The organism is Acidobacteriota bacterium (assembly GCA_016716715.1).
GTDB lineage: Bacteria > Acidobacteriota > Thermoanaerobaculia > UBA5066 > UBA5066 > Fen-183.
In genome coordinates this window covers 411,158-434,472 of sequence record JADJVE010000003.1, presented here as the reverse complement: position 1 = coordinate 434,472, position 23,315 = coordinate 411,158, and the positions used below count along the sequence as shown (strand labels likewise).

The 23,315-nt window shown below is 68.3% G+C and carries 21 protein-coding genes; 5 read left to right on the top strand and 16 right to left on the bottom strand.

Annotation, left to right across the window (positions count from 1 at the left end; translation table 11 throughout):
- Positions 1 to 5 precede the first annotated feature (5 nt).
- Genes IPL89_06805 through IPL89_06795 form a run of 3 tightly spaced genes read right to left on the bottom strand, consistent with a single transcriptional unit; the run spans position 6 to position 3,956 of the window.
- Positions 6 to 1,175, bottom strand: a complete 1,170-nt coding sequence (locus IPL89_06805) for a BamA/TamA family outer membrane protein (protein ID MBK9062892.1) — start codon at positions 1,173 to 1,175, stop codon at positions 6 to 8.
- Complete coding sequence (locus tag IPL89_06800; protein MBK9062891.1) at positions 1,175 to 3,082, bottom strand: hypothetical protein; 1,908 nt, start codon at positions 3,080 to 3,082, stop codon at positions 1,175 to 1,177. The genes IPL89_06805 and IPL89_06800 overlap by 1 nt, the downstream gene beginning before the upstream one ends.
- Before the next feature lies 1 nt (position 3,083).
- Positions 3,084 to 3,956: a hypothetical protein gene (locus tag IPL89_06795; GenBank protein MBK9062890.1), complete on the bottom strand. Its 873-nt coding sequence runs from the start codon at positions 3,954 to 3,956 to the stop codon at positions 3,084 to 3,086.
- Positions 3,957 to 4,161: 205 nt separating this feature from the next.
- On the opposite strand from IPL89_06795, the gene IPL89_06790 reads away from it, so the two are divergent.
- From IPL89_06790 to IPL89_06780, 3 genes are all read left to right on the top strand, one after another.
- Entirely contained in the window at positions 4,162 to 5,724 is a 1,563-nt protein-coding gene (locus IPL89_06790) for a sigma 54-interacting transcriptional regulator (protein ID MBK9062889.1), read from the top strand.
- A gap of 367 nt (positions 5,725 to 6,091) precedes the next feature.
- Positions 6,092 to 7,318 (top strand): porin, encoded by a 1,227-nt coding sequence (locus tag IPL89_06785; GenBank protein MBK9062888.1) that lies wholly within the window; start codon positions 6,092 to 6,094, stop codon positions 7,316 to 7,318.
- Positions 7,319 to 7,322: 4 nt separating this feature from the next.
- A complete protein-coding gene (locus IPL89_06780; protein MBK9062887.1) occupies positions 7,323 to 8,012 on the top strand; it encodes a hypothetical protein in 690 nt (229 codons plus the stop codon).
- Between the two features lies 1 nt (position 8,013).
- On the opposite strand, the gene ydiK is transcribed toward IPL89_06780, so the two are convergent.
- The 9 genes from ydiK to IPL89_06735 all read right to left on the bottom strand — a co-directional run bounded on the left by ydiK (position 8,014) and on the right by IPL89_06735 (position 16,658).
- Positions 8,014 to 9,078, bottom strand: coding sequence for an AI-2E family transporter YdiK (gene ydiK / locus IPL89_06775; protein ID MBK9062886.1), 1,065 nt, complete (start codon positions 9,076 to 9,078; stop codon positions 8,014 to 8,016).
- Positions 9,079 to 9,107: 29 nt separating this feature from the next.
- Positions 9,108 to 9,755, bottom strand: a complete 648-nt coding sequence (locus IPL89_06770) for a trimeric intracellular cation channel family protein (GenBank protein MBK9062885.1) — start codon at positions 9,753 to 9,755, stop codon at positions 9,108 to 9,110.
- Positions 9,746 to 10,462: a hypothetical protein gene (locus IPL89_06765; GenBank protein MBK9062884.1), complete on the bottom strand. Its 717-nt coding sequence runs from the start codon at positions 10,460 to 10,462 to the stop codon at positions 9,746 to 9,748. Before IPL89_06765 ends, IPL89_06770 begins: the two co-directional genes overlap by 10 nt.
- A gap of 64 nt (positions 10,463 to 10,526) precedes the next feature.
- Positions 10,527 to 11,624, bottom strand: a complete 1,098-nt coding sequence (locus tag IPL89_06760) for a type II asparaginase (protein MBK9062883.1) — start codon at positions 11,622 to 11,624, stop codon at positions 10,527 to 10,529.
- 10 nt (positions 11,625 to 11,634) lie between these two features.
- Positions 11,635 to 12,309, bottom strand: a complete 675-nt coding sequence (locus IPL89_06755) for a hypothetical protein (GenBank protein MBK9062882.1) — start codon at positions 12,307 to 12,309, stop codon at positions 11,635 to 11,637.
- An 8-nt stretch (positions 12,310 to 12,317) separates the two neighbouring features.
- Positions 12,318 to 13,328: a hypothetical protein gene (locus IPL89_06750; protein MBK9062881.1), complete on the bottom strand. Its 1,011-nt coding sequence runs from the start codon at positions 13,326 to 13,328 to the stop codon at positions 12,318 to 12,320.
- A 14-nt stretch (positions 13,329 to 13,342) separates the two neighbouring features.
- Complete coding sequence (locus tag IPL89_06745; protein MBK9062880.1) at positions 13,343 to 14,749, bottom strand: DASS family sodium-coupled anion symporter; 1,407 nt, start codon at positions 14,747 to 14,749, stop codon at positions 13,343 to 13,345.
- Entirely contained in the window at positions 14,746 to 15,246 is a 501-nt protein-coding gene (locus tag IPL89_06740; GenBank protein ID MBK9062879.1) for a hypothetical protein, read from the bottom strand. The genes IPL89_06745 and IPL89_06740 overlap by 4 nt, the downstream gene beginning before the upstream one ends.
- The gene (locus IPL89_06735) at positions 15,243 to 16,658 is read right to left on the bottom strand and encodes an aspartate ammonia-lyase (protein MBK9062878.1); all 1,416 of its coding nucleotides are present in this window, start codon (positions 16,656 to 16,658) and stop codon (positions 15,243 to 15,245) included. The genes IPL89_06740 and IPL89_06735 overlap by 4 nt, the downstream gene beginning before the upstream one ends.
- A gap of 265 nt (positions 16,659 to 16,923) precedes the next feature.
- Here IPL89_06735 and IPL89_06730 point away from each other — a divergent pair, with 265 nt between their 5' ends.
- Both IPL89_06730 and IPL89_06725 read left to right on the top strand, forming a co-directional pair.
- On the top strand, positions 16,924 to 18,249 hold the full coding sequence (locus IPL89_06730) for a DUF3300 domain-containing protein (GenBank protein MBK9062877.1): 1,326 nt from the start codon (positions 16,924 to 16,926) through the stop codon (positions 18,247 to 18,249).
- Between the two features lie 40 nt (positions 18,250 to 18,289).
- Positions 18,290 to 19,267, top strand: coding sequence for a DUF2950 domain-containing protein (locus tag IPL89_06725; protein ID MBK9062876.1), 978 nt, complete (start codon positions 18,290 to 18,292; stop codon positions 19,265 to 19,267).
- 28 nt (positions 19,268 to 19,295) lie between these two features.
- On the opposite strand, the gene IPL89_06720 is transcribed toward IPL89_06725, so the two are convergent.
- From IPL89_06720 to IPL89_06705, 4 genes are all read right to left on the bottom strand, one after another.
- On the bottom strand, positions 19,296 to 20,369 hold the full coding sequence (locus IPL89_06720; protein ID MBK9062875.1) for a radical SAM protein: 1,074 nt from the start codon (positions 20,367 to 20,369) through the stop codon (positions 19,296 to 19,298).
- A 70-nt stretch (positions 20,370 to 20,439) separates the two neighbouring features.
- On the bottom strand, positions 20,440 to 21,483 hold the full coding sequence (locus IPL89_06715; GenBank protein MBK9062874.1) for a hypothetical protein: 1,044 nt from the start codon (positions 21,481 to 21,483) through the stop codon (positions 20,440 to 20,442).
- Between the two features lie 2 nt (positions 21,484 to 21,485).
- Positions 21,486 to 22,340, bottom strand: coding sequence for an ABC transporter permease subunit (locus tag IPL89_06710; protein ID MBK9062873.1), 855 nt, complete (start codon positions 22,338 to 22,340; stop codon positions 21,486 to 21,488).
- Complete coding sequence (locus IPL89_06705; protein ID MBK9062872.1) at positions 22,337 to 23,293, bottom strand: ABC transporter ATP-binding protein; 957 nt, start codon at positions 23,291 to 23,293, stop codon at positions 22,337 to 22,339. Before IPL89_06705 ends, IPL89_06710 begins: the two co-directional genes overlap by 4 nt.
- Between the last annotated feature and the right edge of the window lie 22 nt (positions 23,294 to 23,315).

Below are 23,315 nucleotides of genomic sequence, written 5' to 3'. Positions count from 1 at the left end.
TCGCCTCACCACGAGCTTCCGAAGACGACGTAGAGAGCCCACTGCTCCGGACCCTTCGCGACGTCGAGCCCCGCCAGAATCCCGAGCTTGCGGGCGACGAGGTAGCGGAAGCCGAAGCCGCCGGCGTGGACCGATTCGTCCGTGAGGGCGCGCGCCGTGCCGGCGTCCGTCCAGCCGGCGCCCGCGAACGCAACGAGCCACCACCTCTTCGTCAGGGCCCAACGCGCCTCGCCATCGAGCGACACGGCCGTCTCGCCCTGGTAGCGCATCGCCGGGATGCCGCGCAGCCGGATGAACGGGCGCGCATAGAAGGGCGCGTTACCCGCGACGTTCTGCGTTCTCAGGCGCGTCGAGAGGACGAGCCGCGGGTCGACGTCCCAGAAGAAGAACCCGTCCAACGTGTAGCGCTGGTAGTCGTTGTCGCCGCCGAGGTACGGCCCGTAGAACGTGCCGGACGCCTTGACCTGCACGCCCCGGTTCGGCGTGAACGTGTTGTCCCGCGAGTCGAACTCGGCAACGGCGCCGAGGCCCGAGTCGCGGCTCGTGAACTCGGGCCTCGGGACGTCGGGCGGGGCGATCTCCGCGTCGAAGCGCGTCGTCGTGTCCATCCAGACGAACCGCGCGCCGAGGAAGAGGTTCGACCGCCCCACGCGCCGCTTCAGCTCCTGGTAGACGACCCAGCCGTCGAGGTTGAAGCCGTAGGCGCGCCCCTCGGCGTCGTACGTGTCGAGCTGCGGCGACATGCGGCCCAGGACGCCCGTGTACCGCCACCGGTCGCCGCCCCAGTAACCGAGGTGCGCGACGGCCACGGCCCACGTTCCGTTCTCCGTCGCGGCGCCGGCGAGCGCCGAGACGTCCGCCGGAACGGGCTTGCCCGTGACGCCGAGCGGGGCGTCCTTCGTCCCGGCGAGTCCCCCGCCGTGGATCTTCACGAGCCCGAGCGCCAACCCGTAGCCCACCGCGGGCTCGGTGATCGGGACGGGGATCGGGAGGATGCCCGTCCGCGTCGCGGCCCAGCGGCCGACGTCGAATGCGCCGTCCTCGGAGTCCTTGAAGAGCGAGCGCTTCGCGGGCGGCGCCTGCTCGCCCTCGGGAGGCGTCTGCGCGAGCGTCCCCGGCGCGACGAATTGCAGGGCCGCCGCCACGACGAGCGCGACGACAGCCCCGCGGCGCATCAGAAGTACTGCCTCCAGTCGAAGGCGAGTCGCAAGTAAACGGACGACGACGTTTTCAGATACGGCGCGGCAGCGCCAGGCGGAGCCTCGACCGTGATCTTCGTGGGCTTGTCGAATGCCGCGCCGATCTGGATCAGGACGGCTGCCGCCTGCGTCGTCGCGTAGCTGCGGAAGGGACGAACCTCCACGATGGGGAAATCCCAGCGGATCGACCGGAGCGAGATCGCCGTCAACGAGCCGCTGCCGGACCCGGGAGTGGCCACGAAGAGCTGATCCTCGCCGCCCGAGTAGCCGAAGAACGAGGCGCCGACTTCCCGCCCCAGAATGAACTGCACCCGGCCGAGGAACGTCGAGAGGCCCGTCTGCCAGGGAATGACGCCGCCGCTCGCGGCCACCATCGCCATGCTCTCGTACGTCTTCGGCGCCAGGAACCCGAGGATCGGCGCGGCGAGGATGAGGTCGCCGGGGATCAGCCAGAAAGGCATCCGGATGCGCGTCGCGATCGCCTTGCGCGCGGGCGTCCTGAGCGCGAGGTTTGCCACGAGGCCGGAACCCGAGCACGGGTCGGCACAGACGTTCTTGGACCCGATCTCCTGGAGGACGCCTGCCTGCAGGAAGATCTGCCCGTCGCCCGCATCGCCGAGGAGCGCCTCGAGCCCGAGACCCGCGCGCGCCCCGATTTCCATCGTGCCGCCGGCCCGGGCCACCGACTCGGTCGACTCCATCCCGCCGTCCGCCCAGCCGGCCGAGAGCCCCGCCGCGAGGCCGATGAATGGGCCGATCTCGGATCGGAACCGCGGCATGGCGCCCTCCGGCGGCTTGCGGCCGGGCTTCGGCGTCGTGAGGAGGATCGGAACGCCCTCCTTCTCGAAGAACGACAGCGGGACGCCCTCCCCGGAGGGCATCTTGGTCGACTTGCACGTGTCAAAGGCCGGGACGGCCTTCGACCAGTCGAGGGAGACCGCGTCCGCCTCGCCCGCAAGGGCCCAGCCGGGCGATGCGGCGTCGAGGAGCTGCTCGAAGCTCTCACGCACCGCCGCCGCCGTCCGGGCGAGGTCGGCCGGCTTCATGTTCGCGTCGCCGAAGAGGAGCATCGGCTTCCCGCTCCACGTGATGGCGTCGAAGCCGTTCTGGTTGTAGTAGTCGTGCGTTCCCTTGCGCGTCGCGACGTCCCCCCACGTTCCGGCGACGTGCCCGGACGCGAACGCGTCCTCGAGGAAGTGGTCGCCGAACGCCTCGGCGGCGAGCGCGGTGAGCGCCACAGCGGGCCGCTTGTCCTCGGGCACGCGGCCCGCCTCGAGCTCGTGCGCGAGGCGCATCGCCGCGACGTGGTAGCGGGCCCAGACCCCGAGGCCGTTCAGCTCGACGTCCTTCTTGATGCTCGCGACGAGGAATTCCGTGACGTCGTCCGTGTCGCGGGTCAAGAGAAAATGAACGTTATTGGAGCCCGCTCGGGTCGCGTATTCCGGGTCCTTGCGCTGGAGCTCGAGGTCGGATTTGGTAAGGCGGTTGCGCGCCTCGTTCTTGTTCTTCGCCGTCGCGAGCCCCTTGTCGAGGACGGACGTGACCGCCGCCACGTCGAGGACCCACTTTGTCTCGAGGACGGTGTTGAGCAACTGATCACCCGAGCAGGAGTGATCTCCAGCGAGCGCGGGGAACGCCGCGAGGTCGATGCAGGCCGGCTTGTTTCCCTGGTCGCCGGCCCACGGCTTCTCGCACAGCCGGTCCTCGTGGCCCTTGCGGGCCTCGGCCCAGAGCTTCTCGAGCGCCGCCTTTCGCGCGGGGTCGAGGCCTTCGAACGCGCTGCCCGCGATGTTCCGGTGCTCCGGGTAAATCCACGCCGCCGCCGGCGGCGCCACGAGAGCGGCGGCCAGGAGGAGGACGGTGGAAACCCGGGCGCGGCTCACTTCAGAACCCGACGACCAGACCGAGGCGCGGGCCTGTGTAGACGTAGCTCGCGGAGATCGTCTGGTTGTCGTTCTTGTACTTCCGGATCGACAGCCTGTTGACGTCCGCCCCGCCGACGACGCCGAAGTTCTTCGTCGGGTACCACCCGAACGAGAGCCCGGCCTCCAGGATGCTCCCGGCGATGTCGGTCGAGCTGAAGCCGATCGCCCGCGTGTAGAAGTCGAACGTCCAGTGATTCGAGATCGCTCCCGACACTCCAAGTCCGATCAGCGGCGCCGGAAGGCCCACGCTGTAGTCGGCGACGACGGCGCCCTTCGTGATCGTCCCGTCGGGGTTCGTGATCGAGGCCTGGCCGGCGAGGCCCGTCTCGAAGTGCTCATAGGCGATCGAGAGGCCCGTCCAGACCTTGATGTTGTCGGCCCGGAAAATGTCGTAGTGCCAGCCGACGTACGCGTAATAGTTGTCGAACTTCCCGTCGACCGTGGCGCCCGCCTTGTACGTGTAACCGTTCCAGACGACGTCCTCCTCGATCGCGCGCGTGCCGGAGCGGTTCAGAGACGAGTAGCCGAAGTCGATGTAGTTCCGCTTCGAGAAGCGCCAGGAGCCGTCGCCGCGGAAGTCGACCTGGGTCGTGGGCACGCCGAACAGTTTTTCCATGTCGAGCGTGGTCCCGATCGTCGCGAGCCCGCCCCGGGAGACGTCCAACCGGGCCTGCGTGTCGAACGAGTTCCAGACGCCGGCGAGCTGGATGACGACGGGCTTGTCCACGGCTTCGGGAAATTCGGAGAAGGCGACGTCGGTGGCGAGAGCGGACGCAGGGGCGAGCGCGAGGAAGAAGAGCGCAAGCGCCACCCCGAACACGAACCTTTTCATCGAATACCTCTTTTCTTCGGCCAGAAGCCTCAGCAATTCTAGCTTCGAGCATCACGATGCTAACCCCGTACCGCTCTCCCCGGACGGCACTCTCGGGCCTCAAACGGAACCAGGTAAATGAGTTTGCTGAATCATTCGGTCAACCGATCGGAGATGATGCGGCGAGATCAATGCGGGATTTCGCCACCTATGGTGATATGTCCCCATGACCTCCGGCGGTCTCGTCGACACGAGCGACTTCGAGGCGAAGCTCGCGGAGGTTTCCGCGAGGCTCCTCGCGGCACCGGTCGAGACGTTCGAGGCGGAGCTGGACGGGGCGATCGAACGCCTCGCCCTCTTCTGCGGCGCTGACCGGGGGGCCGTCATTCTCTTCGGCGCCGACGGGGCTCCGAACATCGCGGCCTTGTGGCCGCTCTCCGCGTTCCCCGGGGTCAAGAGAGGGCCGACGTCCTTGCTGCCGAACTGGATCGAACGCGCGCGGCAGGGCCAGGGCTGGGCGATGAAGATGCCGGGCGAGCTGCCGGAGGCCTGGACGGAAGAGCGCGAGTTCGTGGCGAGTTACGGCATCACGTCGAACCTCATGTTTCCCCTGCGTGTCGGGGAAAGGCCGATCGGGCTCCTCTCGTTCTCGGCCAGCGTCGCGGAGCGCGAATGGACGCCGGAGCTCGTCGGGCGCTTCCGGCTCTTCGGCGAGATCCTTGCGAGCGCGATCGTCCGCGCCCACACGGAGCTCGAGTTGCGCGCGAGCCTCTCCGAGATCTCGCGCCTCAGGGAGCGCGCCGATGCCGAAAACGTCGTTCTCCGGGAAGAGGTCCGCGACGCGCAGGGCTTCGACGAAATCGTCGGCCGCAGCCCCGCCCTGATGGAAGTCCTCTACATGATCGAGCAGGTCGCGCCGACGGGGAGCGCCGTCCTCCTGACCGGCGAGACGGGCACGGGGAAAGAGCTCCTCGCGCGCGCGATCCACCGGAAGAGCGCCCGCGGGGAGCGGCCGTTCGTCGCCGTGAACTGCGCGGCGCTGCCCGGCACGCTCATCGAGAGCGAGCTCTTCGGCTACGAGCGCGGCGCGTTCACCGGCGCGCTCCAGCGCCGCCTCGGGCGCTTCGAGGTCGCGAGCGGCGGCACGATCTTCCTCGACGAGATCAGCGACGTCCCGGCCGACATCCAGGGACGGCTCCTGCGCGTCCTGCAGGAAGGGACGTTCGAGCGCCTTGGGTCTTCTCACACGATCAAGACCGACGCCCGGGTCGTGGCGGCCACGAACCGCGATCTCGAGACCGCCGTCGCCGAGGGGCGCTGGCGCGCCGACCTCTACTACCGCCTCAATGTCTTCCCGATCGAGGTCCCGCCGCTCCGCGAGCGCCGCGAGGACGTCCCCCTCCTCGTGTGGTACTTCGTGACCCGCAAGCGGACGACGCTCGGGCGCGCCGTGACGCGGATCCCGGACAAGACGATGACCGCGCTCCAGCGCTACGACTGGCCCGGCAACATCCGCGAGCTCGAGAACGTCATCGAGCGCGCTCTCATCCTCAGCCCCGGGGAGGCGCTCATCCTCGACGAGCGCACGTTCGCCGTCCCGGCACGGGCGCGCGGCGAATCCGGCGTCTGGAGCCTCGAGGACGTCGAGCGCGCGCACATCCTGAGAGTCCTCGGCGACTGCGCCTGGCGGATTGCGGGCCGCGGCAACGCCGCCGAGCGCCTCGGAATGAACCGCAGTACGCTGCGCTCGCGCATGGAGAAGCTCGGAATCGAGCGGCCGCAGGCGTGAGACGCCTGCCGCTCATCGCCGCGACGCTCGCTGCGTTGGCGGGGAGTCTCGCGTGGGCTCAGGAGAAAGACGAGAAGAAAGAGATTTCTTCGAGTGAAAGAGCGCAAGCGGCGGTGCCCGCTCAGGAGGCCCCCTCGATGCAGACGGCTGCGTCGCCTAAGAGCCCCCTTCAAAGAAATCTTCATCTTCAAAATCTCCTCATAAGAAATCCGCTCCCGCCACGGAGGCCGAGATCGAGGCGCTCAAGAAGCGCCTCGCCGAGCAGGACGCCACGATCGCGAAACAGGACGAGACGATCCGCGCCCTCGAGGAGCGGCTCGCGAAGCTCGAGGCCCTTGCCAAGGCGAGCCAGGATCGGCTGCTGGCCATGGAGCGGGAGACGCCCCAACCGCCGGCGTCCGCCGAGCTCGAGGCGCGGCTCAAGCAGCTCGAGACGGAGGTCAAGAAGCTCCCGGAAGCCGAGGACGTGGTCTCGGTCGGCGAGTTCCCCGGCTCGTTCCGCATTCCGGGCACGGACGCGGCCCTCAAGCTCGGCGGGCAGGTGCGCGTGACGGCGGTCGAAAGTCTCGACGCGATCGGGACCGACGACCGCTTCGTGACGTCGTCGATCCCCGTGGAGGGAAGCGAAGCGGCCGGCAAGGGCGCGCGCACGACCCTTGCGGCTAACGCCAGCAGGTTCAACTTCGACTTCCGGACGCCCACGGGCGTGGGCGCAATGCGCGCCTTCATCGAGGTCGGGTTCGACATCAACTCGAACGCGGTCCTCCGCCACGCGTTCGGCCAGTGGGACCACTGGATCCTCGGCCAGACCTGGTCCACGTTCTCCGATCCCGAGGCCGAGCCGTTCGGGATCGACAACGAGGGCCTGAACGCGATCTCGCTCTTCCGCCAGCCGCAGATCCGGTACACGACGAACTTCAGCGACGCCTACACGTTCGCGGCCTCGATCGAGAACCCGGCGCCGGACGTCACGAACGCCTCCGGCGTGAACCTGATCCCCGATTTCGTTTTCCGCGCGCGTTGGGACCCCGGCAAGGGTAAGGGGTCGCTGCCCGTCCTCGGCCAGCTCGGGCACGTGCAGCTGGCGCTCCTGCTCCGGCAGATCCGCGCCGAGTCGGACCTGGACCCGAATCAGACCGCATCCAGGGGCGGCCTGGGCCTCGGACTCAGCGGTGTCCTTCGGACGGGCTGGTGGGCCGAGACGGACGACGTGAAGTTCTCCCTCTACGGTGGGAACGGGATCGGCCGTTACATCACGGACCTTCGCGCCGCGGGCGGCCAGGACGCGTACTTCGACACGGCGACGGGCGACATGACCCTCCTCGGGGTCACGGCCGCCTATCTCGGCTACGAGCACGCCTGGTCGAAGACTCTCCGCTCCACGATGACCATGGGCTGGGTGTGGGTAAACGTCCTCGACAATCAGCCCAACGACGCGCTCAAGTACACGCGGCGCTTCTCTCTCAACCTCGCGTGGTCGCCGATCACGCGGCTCGATCTCGTCGCGGAGCTCCTTACGGGCATGCGCGTGAACAAGGACCTCCAGAGCGGAACCGCGACGCAGATCCAGCTCGGCTCGCGGTTCCGGTTCTGACGCGATGCGGCGCCTCATCCGGAGGACGACCTCGGTCTGGGAGCGGGAGGATGGGTTCTCGTTCCTCCTCGTCCTCCTCGTCGCGAACCTGTTCGTCGCGCCCCTCCTCAAGGACGGATTCCCAGGCCTCGCGATCGCGGCAGCCGCGCTCTCCTTCCTTCTCTTCGTCGTCGGCGCGCTCGTCGTCGCCAAGACCGTCTGGGGGGCCATATTCGTCGCCCTCCTCGCGGGCAGCGCGACCGCCCTCGAGATGGTCCGCCAGATCGACGCGTCGGACCCTCTCGCGAAATGGCGGCTCGTCGCCGCCTGCCTCACGTTCGGCGTGTTCGCGCTCGTCACCCTCATCCGTGTCTTCTCGCCGGGACCCGTCACGTCGCACCGGCTCGTCGGCGCGGTCGTCGCGTACCTTCTCATCGGCCTCACGTGGGCCTGCGCCTACGAATTCCTCGCGTCTTTGCGCTCTGCGGCGTTCCAGATGGCGCGGGCGGAGGGCTCGTATCCGCCGTTTCTCTACTACAGCTTCGTGACGCTCACGACCGTCGGGTACGGCGACATCACACCCGTCTCTTCGGCCGCGCGCGCACTGTCCAACCTCGAATCGCTGATCGGAGTCCTCTTCCCCGCCGTCCTCATCGGAAGGCTTCTCACGAAGCAGGGCGCCGGCGCCCCGCCGGAAGCGCCGGACGCGGGCTGAGTCAGCCGGCCGCCGGCGCGTCTCCGGAGTCGATCCACGCCTCGAGAAGCGTGTGGCTCACGGCGAGGACGACCGGGCCCACGAAGATCCCGATGAGGCCGAACGACACGAGGCCGCCGATGACGCCCGCGAAGATCAGGAGGAGCGGGAGATCGGCGCCCTTCTTGATGAGAATCGGCCGGATGACGTTGTCGAGCGTGATGAGCGGGATCGTCCAGACGAGAAGGAACGTCCCCCATCCCGCCTGGCCGCTTCCGTAGAGCCAGACGATCGCCGGCAGGAGGACGAGAATCGGCCCCACCTGCGCGATGCACAGGACGAGCGCGACGACCGTCAGCACGCCGGCGAACGGGACGCCCGCGATCGCGAGGCCGATGCCCGCGAGCACCGACTGGCCGACCGCGGTCAGGACGACGCCGAGTGCGATGCCGCGGATCGACTGTCCCGCGAGGACGACCGCCTTGTCCCCGCGGTCCCCCGCGAGCCGCCGCGCGAATCGGCGCACGCGTTCGGCCGCTGCGTCGCCCATGTTGTAGAGGACGGCGCAGACGATCACGGTGACGAGGAGATGGCCGAACAGCGCTCCGATGCTTCCGAGAGCGCCGACGAACCAGTTCAGGGCCTGACGCGCGTAGGGCGCAGCCTTCTCCGCGAAATCCCGCACGGCTGCTCCCGCGTTGTCCTGCCACGCGGCGGAGGCGCGCGGACCGACCATGGGAATCTTCGCGACCCAGGAGGGAGGGGGCGGAACTTCAGCGGTCTTCAGCTGGTCGACCTTCAAGGCGATCGCGTCCCGGCTCTCGAGCAGCGTCCCGAGCCCCGCGAGGAACGGCACGACGACGACGAGGAGGAGGACGATCGTCAGGACGGCCGTCGCGGGACCCCGGCGGCCTCCGAAGAGCTTCTGGAGCCTCAGGAGCACCGGCCACGTCGCGACGACGATCGTCGTCGCCCAGACGAGCGCCGCCGCGAACGGCGCGATGATCCAGAGCGAGAGCGCGATCAGCCCGCAGATGATCAGGATCGCGAAGACGAGCTGCGGAAGGTCGGGGCGACGGTCGTTCATGGTGTTCCTTTGCGTGATCGCGGCGCGAGTCAATCATTCGGCAGGTGGTACGCGGGCAGGCCGACGCCGCGACGCAGCGACAGCGCCCGAAGCACGAGGGTCGTCAGAATTCCCACACCCGCGGCCAGCGGCCGGCCGGCGCCCGCCGCGGAGAGGCCGACGTACGCCGCCGCGCCCGAGAGGGCGGCCGTCGCGTAGAGCTCGCGGCCGTGCAGGATCATCGGGACGTCGCCGCAGAGAACGTCGCGCAGCATTCCGCCGGCCGCGGCGGTTACGGCTCCCATGAGGACGACGACGAGCCTCGCGTCCGTCACCGTCTCGGCGATCTGCGCACCCGTCACCGAGAAGAGCGCGAGGCCGAGCGCGTCGGCGGCGAGGAGACGGTTCTCCTTCGGCATCCTGAGACGCGTGAAGAGAATCGTCGCCACGGTGGCAACGGCGACGACCGCGAGGTACTCCGGCTCGCGCACCCAGAACACCGGGAGCCGGCCGAGGAGGAGGTCCCGGAGCGTGCCGCCGCCGATCGCGGTCACGACGGCGACGACGAACACGCCGAAGAGATCGAGGCGCTTGCGCCCCCCGGCGAGCGCGCCGCTCACCGCGAAGACGAAAACGCCCGCGAAGTCGAGAGCCTTGAGAAGAGTCTGCGAAACGATGAGGGCCCCTTTTACTTGCAGCCGCTGAAGCACAGGAACGGCGGACTGAACAGCATGACGCCGATCTGAAAACCCTGCCCCGTCGAACCGTTGAACTTCGCCCCGTACGTGAGCGCGATGTTCACATGAGCGTTCGGTTCGTAGCGCAGTCCGACGTTGTATTCGGGATCGAGGTACGCCTCGCCCGTCGCGCCGAACGCCTCGCCGACGATCGCCCAGACCGGCCCCTTCGGATACCAGGCGAGGCGCGTCGAGTACGTGAAGGCCCACTTGTCGTTCCCGGTCCCTCCCGCGTTCGGGGTCACGCTGAAGCCCGGCTGGACGTCCCAGGACAGCTGGTTGTCGAAAAACGGAATCGTCGCGACCGAATTCATCCACCACGACTGGGAGGACGACTGGAACCCCTCGCCGTCGAGGATGTAGCTCGGCTTCATCCCCGTGCCGCCCTTGACCGCGAACCCGCCCGTCTTCGCCGCGTTCTCGTAGAACATGTACTTCGCGTAGAGCGAGCCCTGGGTCCCGTCCGCCGTCTTCCGGTCCGCGTCCGTGTTGAAGAAGTACCCGGCCGCCGTGAGCTCCCAGTTCGGGAAGAGCGAGAACGTCATCATGAACATGGTCGTGTGCTCGCCCGTCGTCAGGATCGAGGTCACCATGCCGTGGGGCTTGGAGATGTAGCTGTCGGAGTTGAACTGCTGCGCCGCTGCCGGTCTCCCCGCCGCGAGGCACAGGCAGACGAGGGCGGCGCCGGAAACGCTCGCGAGCGCGGATCTCATTGACGCCGCCTTTCTTTCGTCAGTACTCTTCGAAGTACTTCTGGATCTTCGCGACGTCGTTGGTCTGCGTGAGCGCGACGCGCAGGAGGACGCGCGCCTTCTGCGGGTTGAGATCCATGCCTGCGACGAAGCCGAGCTTGTCGTCGTCGAGCTCGACGTTGCGGCGCACCATCCCGAAGCCGACGTGCGAGGTGCGCACGACGACGATGCCGGTCTTCGCGGCCTCGGAGAGCGCGTTGATCATGTCGGTCGTTGCGTTGCCGTCGCCGACGCCCGCGAGGACGATCCCCTTCGCGCCCGCGGCAACGGCCGCCTTCACGAGCGTCCCGTCGCAGCCTTCGTGCGCGAAGACGATGTCGACGCGCGGCGGGAAGATCGAGCGCGGCGCGTTCGCAAACTCGCTCGTGACCGTGTGCTTGTACGTCGGGACGTAGCCGTACCGGACCTTGCCGTAGTAAACCTTCGCGATCGTGCCGCGCGTCGTGGAGACGAACGTGCTGACGGAGGTCGTGTGCGTCTTGTGGACATCGCGGCCCGTGTGGACCTCGTCGTTCACGACGACCATGACACCGCGCCCCTGGGAGGACGGGTCCGCGGCGACGGCGACGCCGTTGTAGAGGTTCAGCGGGCCGTCCGCGCTCTGAGAGGTCGCGGGACGCATGGAGCCGACGAGGACGACAGGCTTGTTGCTCTTGAGGACGAGGCCGAGGAAGAACCCCGTCTCCTCGAGCGTGTCGGTCCCGTGGGTCACGACGATGCCGTCCACGTCCGGCTGCGCGAGGAGCTCGTTCGCGCGCTTGGCGAGCTTGCCCCACACGACGTCGTTCATGTCCTGGCTGCCGATGGAGGCGATCTGCTCGCCGTCGAGCTTCGCGAGCTTCTCGATGCCGGGGGCACCCTTGATGAGGGCGTCGATCGAGAGGCTGCCAGACTTGTAACCGGGCTCCCCTTCCTTCGGCTGGACGCCGGCGATCGTGCCGCCGGTCGCGAGGATCACGACGTGCGCGAGCGCGGGCTTGGCGGCAGGGGCGGCGGCCGTCTGAGCGAAGGCGCCGGGGGCCACGAGGAGAGCGACGAGTAGGACGAGCGAAACGGAGACGACGCGTTTCGATGACATGTGAGGACTCCTATTTCGTGAGCATGACGATGACGGGTCCCCACGCGGTCAGGAGGATGTTCCCGATTGCGTAGGGGACTGTGTAGCCGAGGACCGGAAGCTTGCTTCCCGCCTCGTCCTGGATCCCGCGGAGGGCGGCCGTGACCGTGCCGGCCCCGGCGCAGGCGCCGAAGAGGAGGACGGGGTTCATCTTGAGGACGTACTTCCCGAAGAAGAGCGCCGCGATGTGCGGCGTCACGGCGACGACGAGGCCGACGAAGAGGAGGCTCGGCCCCGTCTCCTTGATGCCCGAGACGAAGCTCGGCCCGGCCGACAGGCCCACGATGCCGATGAAGACGGCGAGGCCGACCGTGTCGAACACCCATAGAGCGGGCTCGGGGATGCGCCCGAACGTCGGGCGGACGGAGCGCAGCCAGCCGAAGACGAGGCCCATGATGAGCGCGCCGCCCGACGCCGTGAGGCTGAGCGGGAGGCCCCCGACCGTGACGGACAGGAGTCCGACGAACCCGCCGAGAACGATGCCGAGACCGACGAACACCACGTCGGTCTCGCTCGAGGGCCGCTCGACGTAGCCGAGAGTCTTCCCGATGCGCTCCATGTCCCTGGGCGCTCCTGCGAGGCGGAGGAGGTCGCCGCGGTCGAGGGTCGTGCTCGGCGAGACGGGCATCTCCTCGGTCCCGCGCACGAACTGAATCAGAGCGCAAGCCCGTGCCCGTGCTCCTCGGCGAGCTGGCCAAGCGTCCGGCCCTCGATCTTCTTGTTCGTCACGACCAAATCAGCGACGGTCACGGGGAAGTCCAGAAGCTCGCGGTCTTCGACTTCAACGCCGAACAAAGAGGAAGAGGAAGATTTCTTAGAAAGGTGGACGGAGCGGCGTGCCGCAATCGCAGGGACGTCGCCCGCCGCGAGGGCGATCCCCTTTTCACCCTCTAAGAAAATCCCATTGCGCCGTAACCGTTCGACAAAGACTCGATCGGGCGCGAAGGACTTCTCGAACTCTCCGACCGTCTTGCCGACGGCGCCCGCCGGCAGCTCGTACGCCCGGACGTCCCATTCGCGGTACGCGGACTGGACGCCTTCCTCGCGCTGCTCGGCGCCTCCCGAAAGCGCCTCTCCGAGCTTCTTCGCCTCCTCCTTGAGGTTCACCTTCAGGAGCTTCGGCGCGAGGCCCGAGAGGAACCACACGACGAAGCCCGTGCCGACGAGATAGCTGACGGCGTAGGCCACGGGGATCTGGTCGAGCAAGCGCTTCTTCTCGGCCTCGGAGACCGGCAGGCGGTTGATCGTCTCGCCCGCCGTTCCGATGACGGTCGACTCCGTGAACGCCCCGGCCATGAGGCCGGCCGCCGTCCCGCAGTCGTAGTGGAAGACCTTCGCGGCCGCGACCGTCGTCACGAGGCTCGTGACGCAGAGGACGAGCGTGAGCGAGACCTGCGTGAGCGCGTTCTTCTTGAGCCCGCGGAAGAACTGCGGCCCGACCTTGTAGCCCGTCGCGAAGAGGAAGAGGTCGAAGAAGACGAGCTTGACGACCGGGTCCACGTGGACGCCGATCTGGCCGACGACGACGCCCGCGAGGAGCGTCCCGACGACGTTGCCCAGCTTGAACGTGCCGATCTTGAGACGCCCGACGAGAAAGCCGAGGGCGAGCGTCAGGAAGACGGCGAGCTCGGGGTTCTGCCGGAGAGAGTCGAAGACGTATTTCATGCGGACGTTCTATCTCAGCGCGTCACAAAAAGGAGCCACGGAGTTCCGATCAGGAGAAGGACGAGGACGTTGAAGACGGTCGTGATCGTCCCGAGCTTGTAGAGCTCCCCTTGTGTCAGGTAGCCGCTGCCCACGACGAGGAGGTTTGCGCTCGAAGCCTGGGGCGTGATCGTCGAGAGATAGCTCGTCGAGATCAGGAGCGCGAAGCCGAGCGGCGCGACCGGCACGCCGAGCTGCACCCCGACGCCGAGGAAGACCCCGAAGAGCGCGAGGACGTGCGCCGTCTGGCTCACGAACAGGTAGTGGATGAGGACGTAGGCAAGGACGAGGAGGAGGTACACCGCGAGCCACGGCAGCCCGCCGAGCGCCGCCGCGAGGCGCTGCCCGATCCAGCCCATGAAGCCGAGCGTGTTGAGCTGGCCGCTGATCGCGAACAGGATCGCGAACCAGATGAACGTCGCGAGGACGTCCCCCTGCTGGCCGATGTCCTTCAGCGTCAGGACGCCCGCCGCGAGGAAAATGCCGAGGCCGAGGAACGCGACGGCGGTGAGATCGACGTGGAGCGTGCCGGCGAGCGCCCACAGGGTGACCATGCCGACGAACGTCACCGCGACGATCTTCTCGTTCAGGCTCAGCGGCCCCATCGCCGCGAGCGCCTTCCTCGCCGCCGCGGGCGCCTCCGGCGTCGCCTTCAGCTCGGGCGGAAGGACCCTGTAGATGAGGTACGGGAGGACCGCGAGGCACACGAGCGTCGGGACGATCGCGGCGACGAGCCACGAGCCGAACGTCACGTTGAAGCCCAGCGACTTGCCGATCTCGGCGCCGAGCGGGTTGCCCGCCATCGCCGTCAGCCAGAGCGCCGACGAGCACGTGAGCGTCGCCATCCCGCAGAACATCAGGTAGGCGCCCGTGCGTTTGCGCGTCGCCTCGTCCGGCTTCGAGCCCGAGCCCTCGGCGAGGGAGAGGACGAGCGGGTAGAGGACGCCCGAGCGCGCCGTGTCGCTCGGGAACGCAGGCGCGATGACGGCGTCGAGGAAGAAGATGCTGTAGCCGAGGCCGAGCGTCGACTTCCCGAAGAGCGTCACGACGAGGTGGCCGAGGCGCTGGCCGAGGCCGCACTTCACGATGGCGCGCGCGACGAGAAAGGCGACGACGATGAGGAGGATCGTGCCGTTCGCGAACCCGGCGTATGCCTTCGCGGGCGCGAGGACGCCGGAGAGGACGCAGACGGCGACGGCGAGGACGGACGCGGTCAGGATCGGGAACGCCCCGACGATGACGGAGAAGATCGTCGCGGCGAAGATCGCGAAGAGGTGCCAGGCCTGCGAGGTGAGGCCCTCCGGCACCGGCCAGAACCAGATCGCGGCGCCGAGGGCGACAACGGCCCCGCGCGAAACCCAGGCCTTCGCGGCGGGTGTCATTTCTTCTCCGCCCGGCGCGCCCGGCCCTCGACGTTCACCGTGAACGCGTGGATCTGGTCGTCATCGGATTCGACGACGGATTTCCACGAGAATGTGAATTCGCCCTCGAGGTCGGTCCACCGCCCTGTCCCGCCCGTGATCGTCCCGGTGGCAGTGCGGCCGGTGGCAAGGGGCTGGGCCTTCAGCGTGGCGAAGACCCTTTCACCCCTTTCATCGGTGAAAACGGCCCTCCCGACGAGCAGAGACCCACCGTCGTCGAAGCCGACCAGCTCGCCGAAGAAGCCGCGGCCGACGACGTCGCCCTTCGTGATCACGAAGGACCCTGTTGCATGGACGATCGCCGCGTGGCGCCCGCCCTCGGCCGCAATGGACGTCCGCTCTCCCGAGAGCGACCAGGTGGCCGAGAAGGACCGCCACTCCTCGGCCGCCGCGGGCCGGGCCAGGAGGCACGCCGCGATCCCCACGGCGGCGAGGAGTGCGGTCCGCCGGGATCTCATTTCTTTCCGGTGCGCTTCTGGCCCGTCATGGCGGCCGGGTCGAGGACCTCCGCGATCTGCTTCTCCGTGAGGACCTTCTTCTTGCGGATCAGCTCCATGATCCCGGCGCCCGTCTTCATCGCCTCGGCCGCGAGCTGGGTCGCCTTTTCGTAGCCGATGATCGGATTGAGCGCCGTGACGGTGCCGATCGAGTACTCGACGTAGTGCTTCATGACGTCCGGGTTCGCCGTGATTCCGTCCACGCAGTGGACGCGAAGCGTCCGGGCCGCGTTGATGAACATCGTCTGCGCCTCGAAGATGCAGGCGGCGATGACGGGCTCGAAGACGTTGAGCTGGAGCTGCCCGGCCTCGGCCGCCATCGAGACCGTGAGGTCGCTGCCAATCACGCGGAAGCAGACCATGTTGACGACCTCGGGGATGACGGGGTTGACCTTGCCCGGCATGATCGAGGAGCCGGGCTGCTTGGCCGGGAGGTTGATCTCGCGCAGGCCGCAGCGCGGGCCGGAGGAGAGGAGCCGGAGGTCGTTGCAGACCTTCGAGAGCTTGATCGCGAGGCTCTTCATGCAGGACGAGTAGAGGACGAAGGCCTGCGTGTCCTGCGTCGCCTCGATGAGGTCCGGCGCGAGCGTGATCGGGAACCCGGTGACCTTCGCGAGGTGCTTCGTGCACTTCTCCGCGTACCCCTCGGGCGCGTTCAGGCCCGTGCCGATCGCGGTCGCGCCCATGTTCGTCTTGCAGAGGACGTTCTGGATCCGCTCGAGGGCGAGGACCTCGCCCTCGAGCGTCCCGGCGAAGGCGTTGAACTCCTGGCCGAGCGTCATGGGGACCGCGTCCTGCAGCTGCGTCCGGCCCATCTTGAGGATCGGCGCGAACTCCTTGCCCTTCTTCCGGAAGGCGGCGATGAGCTCGCGCATCGCGGCGACGAGCCGCACGTTTCCGAGCGCCATTCCGACGTGAAGGGAGGTCGGGTAGGCGTCGTTCGTGGACTGCGAGCAGTTCACGTGGTCGTGCGGGTCGCAGGCCTCGTAGTCGCCCTTCTTCTTTCCCATGAGCTCGAGGGCGCGGTTCGCGATCACCTCGTTCGCGTTCATGTTCGTGGAGGTGCCCGCGCCGCCCTGGAACACGTCGAGGCGAAACTCGTCGTGGAGCTTGCCCGCGATGATCTCCTCGCAGGCTCCCTCGATGCCCTTCAGGATCTTCTTGTCGAACTGCCCGCAGTCGAAGTTCGCGCGAGCGGCCGCGAGCTTGACCATCGCGAACGCCTTGATGAGGTCCGGGTACAGGCGAAGCTCGACGCCCGAGATGTGGAAGTTCTCCAGCGCGCGCGCGGTCTGGACTCCGTAGTAGGCGTCGGCGGGAACGGCGAGGTCGCCGAGCAGGTCGTGCTCGAGACGGGTGGCGGGTTTGGACATAGATCCTCCTGAAGCCTGGCCCCGCTGAGAGCGAAGGCGGTGCCAGCGCCCGGAGCCGATCATCTTTCAAGAAGTCTTTCTCCGGCCTTCACTTGCGGATGCGCCGCTCCGGTGAAGGACCCTTGCCCAAGCCCCTCTTGGCGATCCGCCGTCAGGGATGGCGGCATGCCGCCACCGGAGAGGCAAGGCCGCAGCGCGATGCGCACATTCGCTCCACAGGTATGATTCCGCCAGCCATCTTCCCAACAGCAGGAGTGGGCGCACCATGAAACGACAGACGAACTCAATCGGTGTCCCGGGCCGTGCCTGGCGGAGCGCCATCGCGATCGCCTGCGCGGTCCTTCTCGTGCCGGGCGAAGGGATTCTTCTGGCCCAGTCGGCGACTCCGCCGGCGGCACCGGCCGCCGCGGCCGAAGCCGACGATCCGCCGCTCACGGCCGACCAGATCGACTCGCTCGTCGCGCCGATCGCCCTTTATCCGGACGATCTCCTCGCGATGGTCCTCGCGTCTTCGACGTACCCGCTCGAGCTCATTCAGCTCCAGCAGTGGATGGCGAAGAACAAGGACCTGAAGGACAAGGCGCTCGCGGACGCCGTCGCCAAGCAGCCGTGGGATCCCGCGGTGCAGTCGATGGCGGCCGTCCCGGAGGCCGTCAAGCGGCTCGCGGACGACATCCAGTGGACGACGGACCTCGGCAACGCCTTCCTCGACCAGCAGAAGGACGTCATGGACGCCTGCCAGAGGATGAGGAAGAAGGCGAAGGACAAGGGCGCGCTCGCGTCGAACGAGCAGATGAAGGTCGAGACGAAGGTCATCGAGACGAAGGAAGTCATCGTCGTCCAGTCCTCGAACCCCGAGGTCATCTACGTGCCCTCGTACAACCCGACGTACGTCTACCCGCCGCCGGTCTACCCGTACCCGCCCGTTTACTACCCGCCCTACACGGCGGGTGCCGCGTTCTTCACCTTCACGGCGGGCGTCATGATCGGCGCCGCGTTCTGGGGCGGCTCGTGCTGCGGCTGCGGCTGGGGCGGCGGCAACGTCAACGTCAACGTCAACAACAACTTCAACCGCAACACGAACATCAACGGCGGAAACCGCGGCCAGGGCGGCGGAGGCAACTGGAATCACAACGCCTCTCACCGCGGCGGCACGCCGTACGGAAACAAGGCGACGGCGAACAAGTACGGCGGCCAGACGCGCGGCCAGCAGAACAGCCGGGCGGGCGGGTCGCCGAGCGCGAGCAACCGCGCCTCGGGCGGCGCGGGGAACCGCGGCGGCTCGCCGAGCGCGGGCAACATGTCCTCGGGCGGCGGGAACCGCGGCGGGGGCTCGAGCCCGAGCGCGAGCAATCGCTCGTCGGGCGGCGGAAGCCGCGGCGGAGACAGTATCGGCGGCCGCGACATGGGCGGCGGCGGCTCGTCATCGAGGGGAGGAGGCAGTTTCGGCGGAGGCTCCGGCGGCTACAGCGGCAGCAGCGCGCGCTCGAGCAGCTCCCGCGGCTCGTCGAGCATGAGCTCGCGCGGCGGCGGCGGCGGCGGCTCACGAGGCGGCGGCGGCGGCGGGCGCGGCGGCGGCGGGCGGAGGTGAGGAGATGAACACGATGAAGAACGTCCGCGGATTTCTTCGAATGATCCCGCGCGCTGCGCGCGGTTGGGTCCTGGCCGCCATCGTCTTCGCTCTGGGCTCGGCGCGATTCGCGTCGGGCGCGCCCGAACCCTCTTCACCTTCTGAGAAATCCTCTTCTTCTCCCTCGTCTTCCTCTTCGCAGAAGAGTTTCTCTTCGCCGAAGGCCGCCGCCGAGGCGCTGATCTCCGCGGCCGCGCGGTTCGACGTCCCGGCCCTCACCGAGATCCTCGGTCCGGACGGCGCCGACCTCTTCTCCACCGAGGACCCGGTTCAGGACAGGAACACGGCCGGCGCGTTCGCCCGGCAGGGCCTTGCGAAGCACCACGTCGAGATCGATCCGAAGAACGCGGGCCGCGCGACCCTGTTCGTCGGCGACGAGGACTGGCCCTCGCCGGTCCCGCTCGTGCGGGGGCCGAAGGGCTGGCGGTTTGACACGAAAGCGGGCCGGCAGGAGATGCTCTACCGCCGCATCGGCGGCAACGAGCTGGACGCGATCCAGTTCTGCCGCGGATACGTCGAAGCGCAGCACGAGTACGCCTCGAAGAAGCGGGACGGCTCGCGCGTGAACCAGTACGCGCAGCGCACGATCTCGACGCCGGGCAGGCAGGACGGCCTCGCGTGGAAGACCGCGGACGGGAAGTGGGAAGGGCCGGTCGGCGAGAACATCGCGCAGTTCATCGCCGAGGGTTACACCGACAAGATGAAGCCCTTCCACGGCTACTACTTCAAGATCCTGAAGGGCCAGGGCCCGGCGGCGCCGATGGGCGCGATGGACTACGTCGTGAAGGGCGTGATGATCGGCGGCTTCGCGCTCGTGGCGGCCCCCGCGGACTACGCGGTCACCGGTGTGAAGACGTTCATCGTCAGCCACACGGGCGTCGTCTACCAGAAGGACTTCGGGGAGAAAACGCTCGAGGCGTTCAAGACCATGGACCGCTTCAACCCGGACAAGACCTGGCAGGTGGTTCCGGGGGAATAAAGGAGACGGCCCTTACGGTCGAGGACGCTCAGCCCTTCAGGGCGTAGATGCACTTCCGACAGATGAAGTCATCCGGAGCGTCCTCGAGGCCGTAGCTCCACCGGCGGAGGCGCGCGATCTCGGGGCCGCGCAACACCTCGGCGACGCTCGACTTCGTCAGGTCGCCCACGACGTAGCGCTCGTCGTAGTCCTCGCAGCAGAGGACGCACTCTCCGTGCGGCGTGATGTGGAGGTGCTGGAGCGGCCGCGAGCCGACGTTCTCGCAGCCGCGGAGGCGCGCGATGGGCGCCTCGGGCTTGAGGCCGAGATCGAGATGGCCCGCGCGGTCCATGACCTCGTACGTCCGCACCTCGAAGCGCGTCCCGGCGTAGCGTGCCTTGATGTCCTCGAAGTCCTGCTTGTGCACGGCGTCGCCGCGGCCGAGGACGACGACGACCATCTCCTTGGCGACGGGCTTGTCCTTCACGTACTCGAGGTTCCTGAGGACGATCGGCAAATGGTCCGCCCCGCGGTCCTTCGCGTAACGCTCGCGGTCGAGCGTCGAGAGGTTGATCGACAGGTACCGGAGGCCGCCCATCTCGAGGAGCGCGTCGACGCGCTCGGGCGTGAGCCCCCAGCCGTTCGTGAGGACGGCGGCGGGCAGGCCGTTCTTCTTCAGGACCTTCACCTGCTCGAGGAAGCGCGGGTCCGCCGTCGGCTCGTTGTAATTGATCATGAAGACGCCTTCGAGCGTGTCGCGGTAGGCGGCGAGCTCGCCCGCGATGCGCTCGTACATCTCCATCGGCATCGCGTGCGGGGCGCGCGGCGCGATCGAGACGGGGCAGAAGTAGCAGGCCTGGTTGCAGACCGTGTGGCCTTCGAGCGAGACGTACTTGAGGCGGAAGCGCGACGCGTCCGCGCCGTTCGCGACGAGCCAGCCGCCGTCGGCGAGCAGCCGCTCGGTTTCCGGCGGGACGGACGTCGGGATCGGCGGCCGCGCGGCGAGCGCTTTCACCTCGGCGAATCCCGGCTCTCCGGCCTTGAGCGTGCGGTCCGTGAGCGGGTTGTAAACCTGCCCTTCGTGCACCTGGAGGAACTGTTCGATCGAGAAGACCGCGCTCACCGAGAGATCCTAACAAAGAAGAAAACGGGCGCCGAAGCGCCCGTCTCGGAAGTTCTGCGACGAAATCGGTTCAGTCGACCTGCGCCTTCGCGTGTTTCTTCTCGGCCATCGCGCGGACGGTGGCGCCGGGGAGCGTGCCGTTGATCGAGACCGTCGCCTTGTCGCGCGTGACGGTGAACTTGCGGAGGACGGCCACCGTGTCCGGCGACTTGTCCTGCGCCGCGAGGCGCCAGGCGGCGAGGACGCCGCGGAGCGCGTCCTCCATGAGGCCGGCCGTCTCCTCGTCGCTCGCGACGCCCGTCGCGCTCAGCTTCAGCGCGTCGCCCTTGGCGGTCGCCTGCAGCGCGAGGAGCGAGACGTTCTTCATGGAAGACACGAGCGACATGGCCGCGTCCTGCGGCCCGGACTGCGCCTTCACGTCGAACTCCTTGCCGTTCAGCGTGCCGGACGCGTGGAAGGTCTTCGCCTTCTCTCCGACCGGGAGGCGCGTGACGTCCACGAGCGCCCACGCCGACGCGCCGGAGTCGATGCGGCCGAGGTGGCGCCCGAGACCCGCGCCCGAGCGGAATGCCGTGCCGCCCGCGCTCCGCTGAGCGAGCGCCGCGACGACGGACGCCTCGTTGCCCGCGATGACGAGGTGGTTGCTCGCGAACGCGATCGCGCCCTGCTCGTGCCGCGCGCCGTTCTGGCCCTTGTCGGGAAGGAGGAAGTAGTCGCCCGCGGGCGTGGACTTCTTCACCGCGCCGCGCTCGGCGATCGCGGCCGAGAGGGCCGCCGGATCGAAACGGCCCTCGAAGAGGACGAGGCCCCATCCGGCGGCGCCGCCGGCGCTCTTCGGCGAGCCGGCCGCGACGACCGTGTCGACGTCTTCCTTCGGGTTCAGGCGCGCCTCGGCGAGGAAGTGCGCGGCGTCGCCGTCCACCGTGAGCCTGTCCGTGTCGGAGAAGACGCGCGCGGCGAGCGGGCTCGTGCGCAGGTCCGCGACGTGGATGACGCCCACGGAGGTCGCGTCGGCCGGAACGAGCGCGAGGGCGCTGTCGGTGGCCGCGGCGGCCGGGAGCGCGAGCGCGGCGGCAAAGGCGAGGGCGGCGGAGGAGGCGGCGAGTCGCTTCATGGTCAGAAGTCCTTTCTCCGGAAACGGAGGCACGCGAGAGTGAGGCAGCCGGCGCCGAACGCGCCGGTCGTGAGGAACGGCTGGAGGGCAAGGGCCTTCTGGATCCGCGCCGGGCCCTGGTCGCCCATGACGAGGGCCACGACGGCCGTGCCGAGCTCGGCCGTCTTCGGGAACACCCAGTAGAGACCGTGGACGAGCTGCGCGGCCCACTCGTACGACATCGCGGCCGCGATGCGGTCGTGGTTCGAGAGGATGGCCGAGAGGAAGAAGACGGCGAACGTCGCCATGATGGAAACGGCCGTCGACGACGTGAGAGTCCCGATGAGGAACGCAAACGCCATGAGAGCCGCGATGCCGAACAGGATGATCCCGGCCGCGAAGAGGAAGCGCGGGTGGACGAGTCGCGTCTTCCAGATCACGAGCAGCCACATCGACCCGAGAAGGTAGAGGAGGTTCGACGCCGAGAGGAGGACGCCGCCGAGATAGCGCGAGAGAAGCAGGGGCACGCGCCCGACCGGGCGCGAGAGGTAGAGGTCGACCGTGCCTTTTTCCATCAGGCGTGGCACGAGGTGCGCGGTGGCGAAAATCGCGAGGAACGTCCCGACCACGTAGAGGAAGCCCGCGAAGCCGGACTCGAAGCCGAGGACGAGCTTGTCGAGATCCACGGACTGACGGCCCATGTGGACGTCCGCGCCGAAGATCTTCGCGCCCGCGAGCGCGCCGTTCACGACGTCGAGGTTCACGGCGACGGCGAAGAGGAGGATGAAGAGCGACGACAGCGCGAAGTACGCGAGCAGCGTCCAGCGCGCGGCCGCTTCGCGGAAGACCTCTTCGATGTTGGCGGCGAGCGCTCTCATTGCGTCTGCTCCGGCGTTGCCTTGACGAGATCCACGAACACGTCTTCCAGGGACGATTTCTCCGGAGTGAGCTCCGTCAGGAGCGCGCCGCGGGCGCGCGTCGCATCGACGAGCTCGTTGAGGTGCGCCGCATCGCGGGCGGTGAGCCGAACGTGCCCGTTCACGCGCTCCGCCCCCGCACCGAGAGCCCGGAAGTCGGCGATCAGTTCCTCGGAAAGCGGGGACGCCACGAACCGATAACCATTCGAAGAAATCTTCTCTTCTTTCTTTCTTGTCAGCTCTTCGACCGTCCCCATCGCCGCGACCTTGCCCTTGCGCAGCACCGCCACGCGGTCGCACGTGAGCTCGATCTCGGAGAGGAGGTGGGAGTTGAGGAGAACGGCGCGGCCCTTTGCCGCCTCGGCGCGCAGGAGGTCGCGGATCTCGCGCCGCCCCACGGGATCGACGCCGTCCGTCGGCTCGTCCAGGAGGAGGACCTCGGGGTCGTGCACGAGCGCGGAGGCAAGGCCAAGGCGCTGCGTCATGCCCTTGGAGAACTTCTTGACCTTTACGTCGATCCAGTCCGCGAGCTTCACGCGCTCGAGGAGGCCCGGGATGCGCGCCTTGAGCGTCGCGTGGTCGACGCCGGACATGCGGCCGAAGACCGACAGCGTCTGGCGGGCCGTGAGATAGCCGGGAAAACGGTGTCCCTCCGGCAGGTAGCCGACGCGGCGCCGGCTCTCGGGGTCGCTCGCGGGCAGGCCGAGGAGCGACGCCTCGCCCGACGTCGCGTGCGTGAGGCCGAGGAGGATCTTGACGGTCGTCGTCTTCCCGGCCCCGTTCGGGCCGAGAAGGCCGAAGAGCTCTCCCGGCTGGACGGCAAGGTCGATCCCCGCGAGCGCGTCGATCGAGCGCCCGCCGAACGCGGGACGGTACGTCTTCCGGAGCCCCCGGACCTCGATGGCGGCCGTCATGACAACATTCCCACGCCCCCTG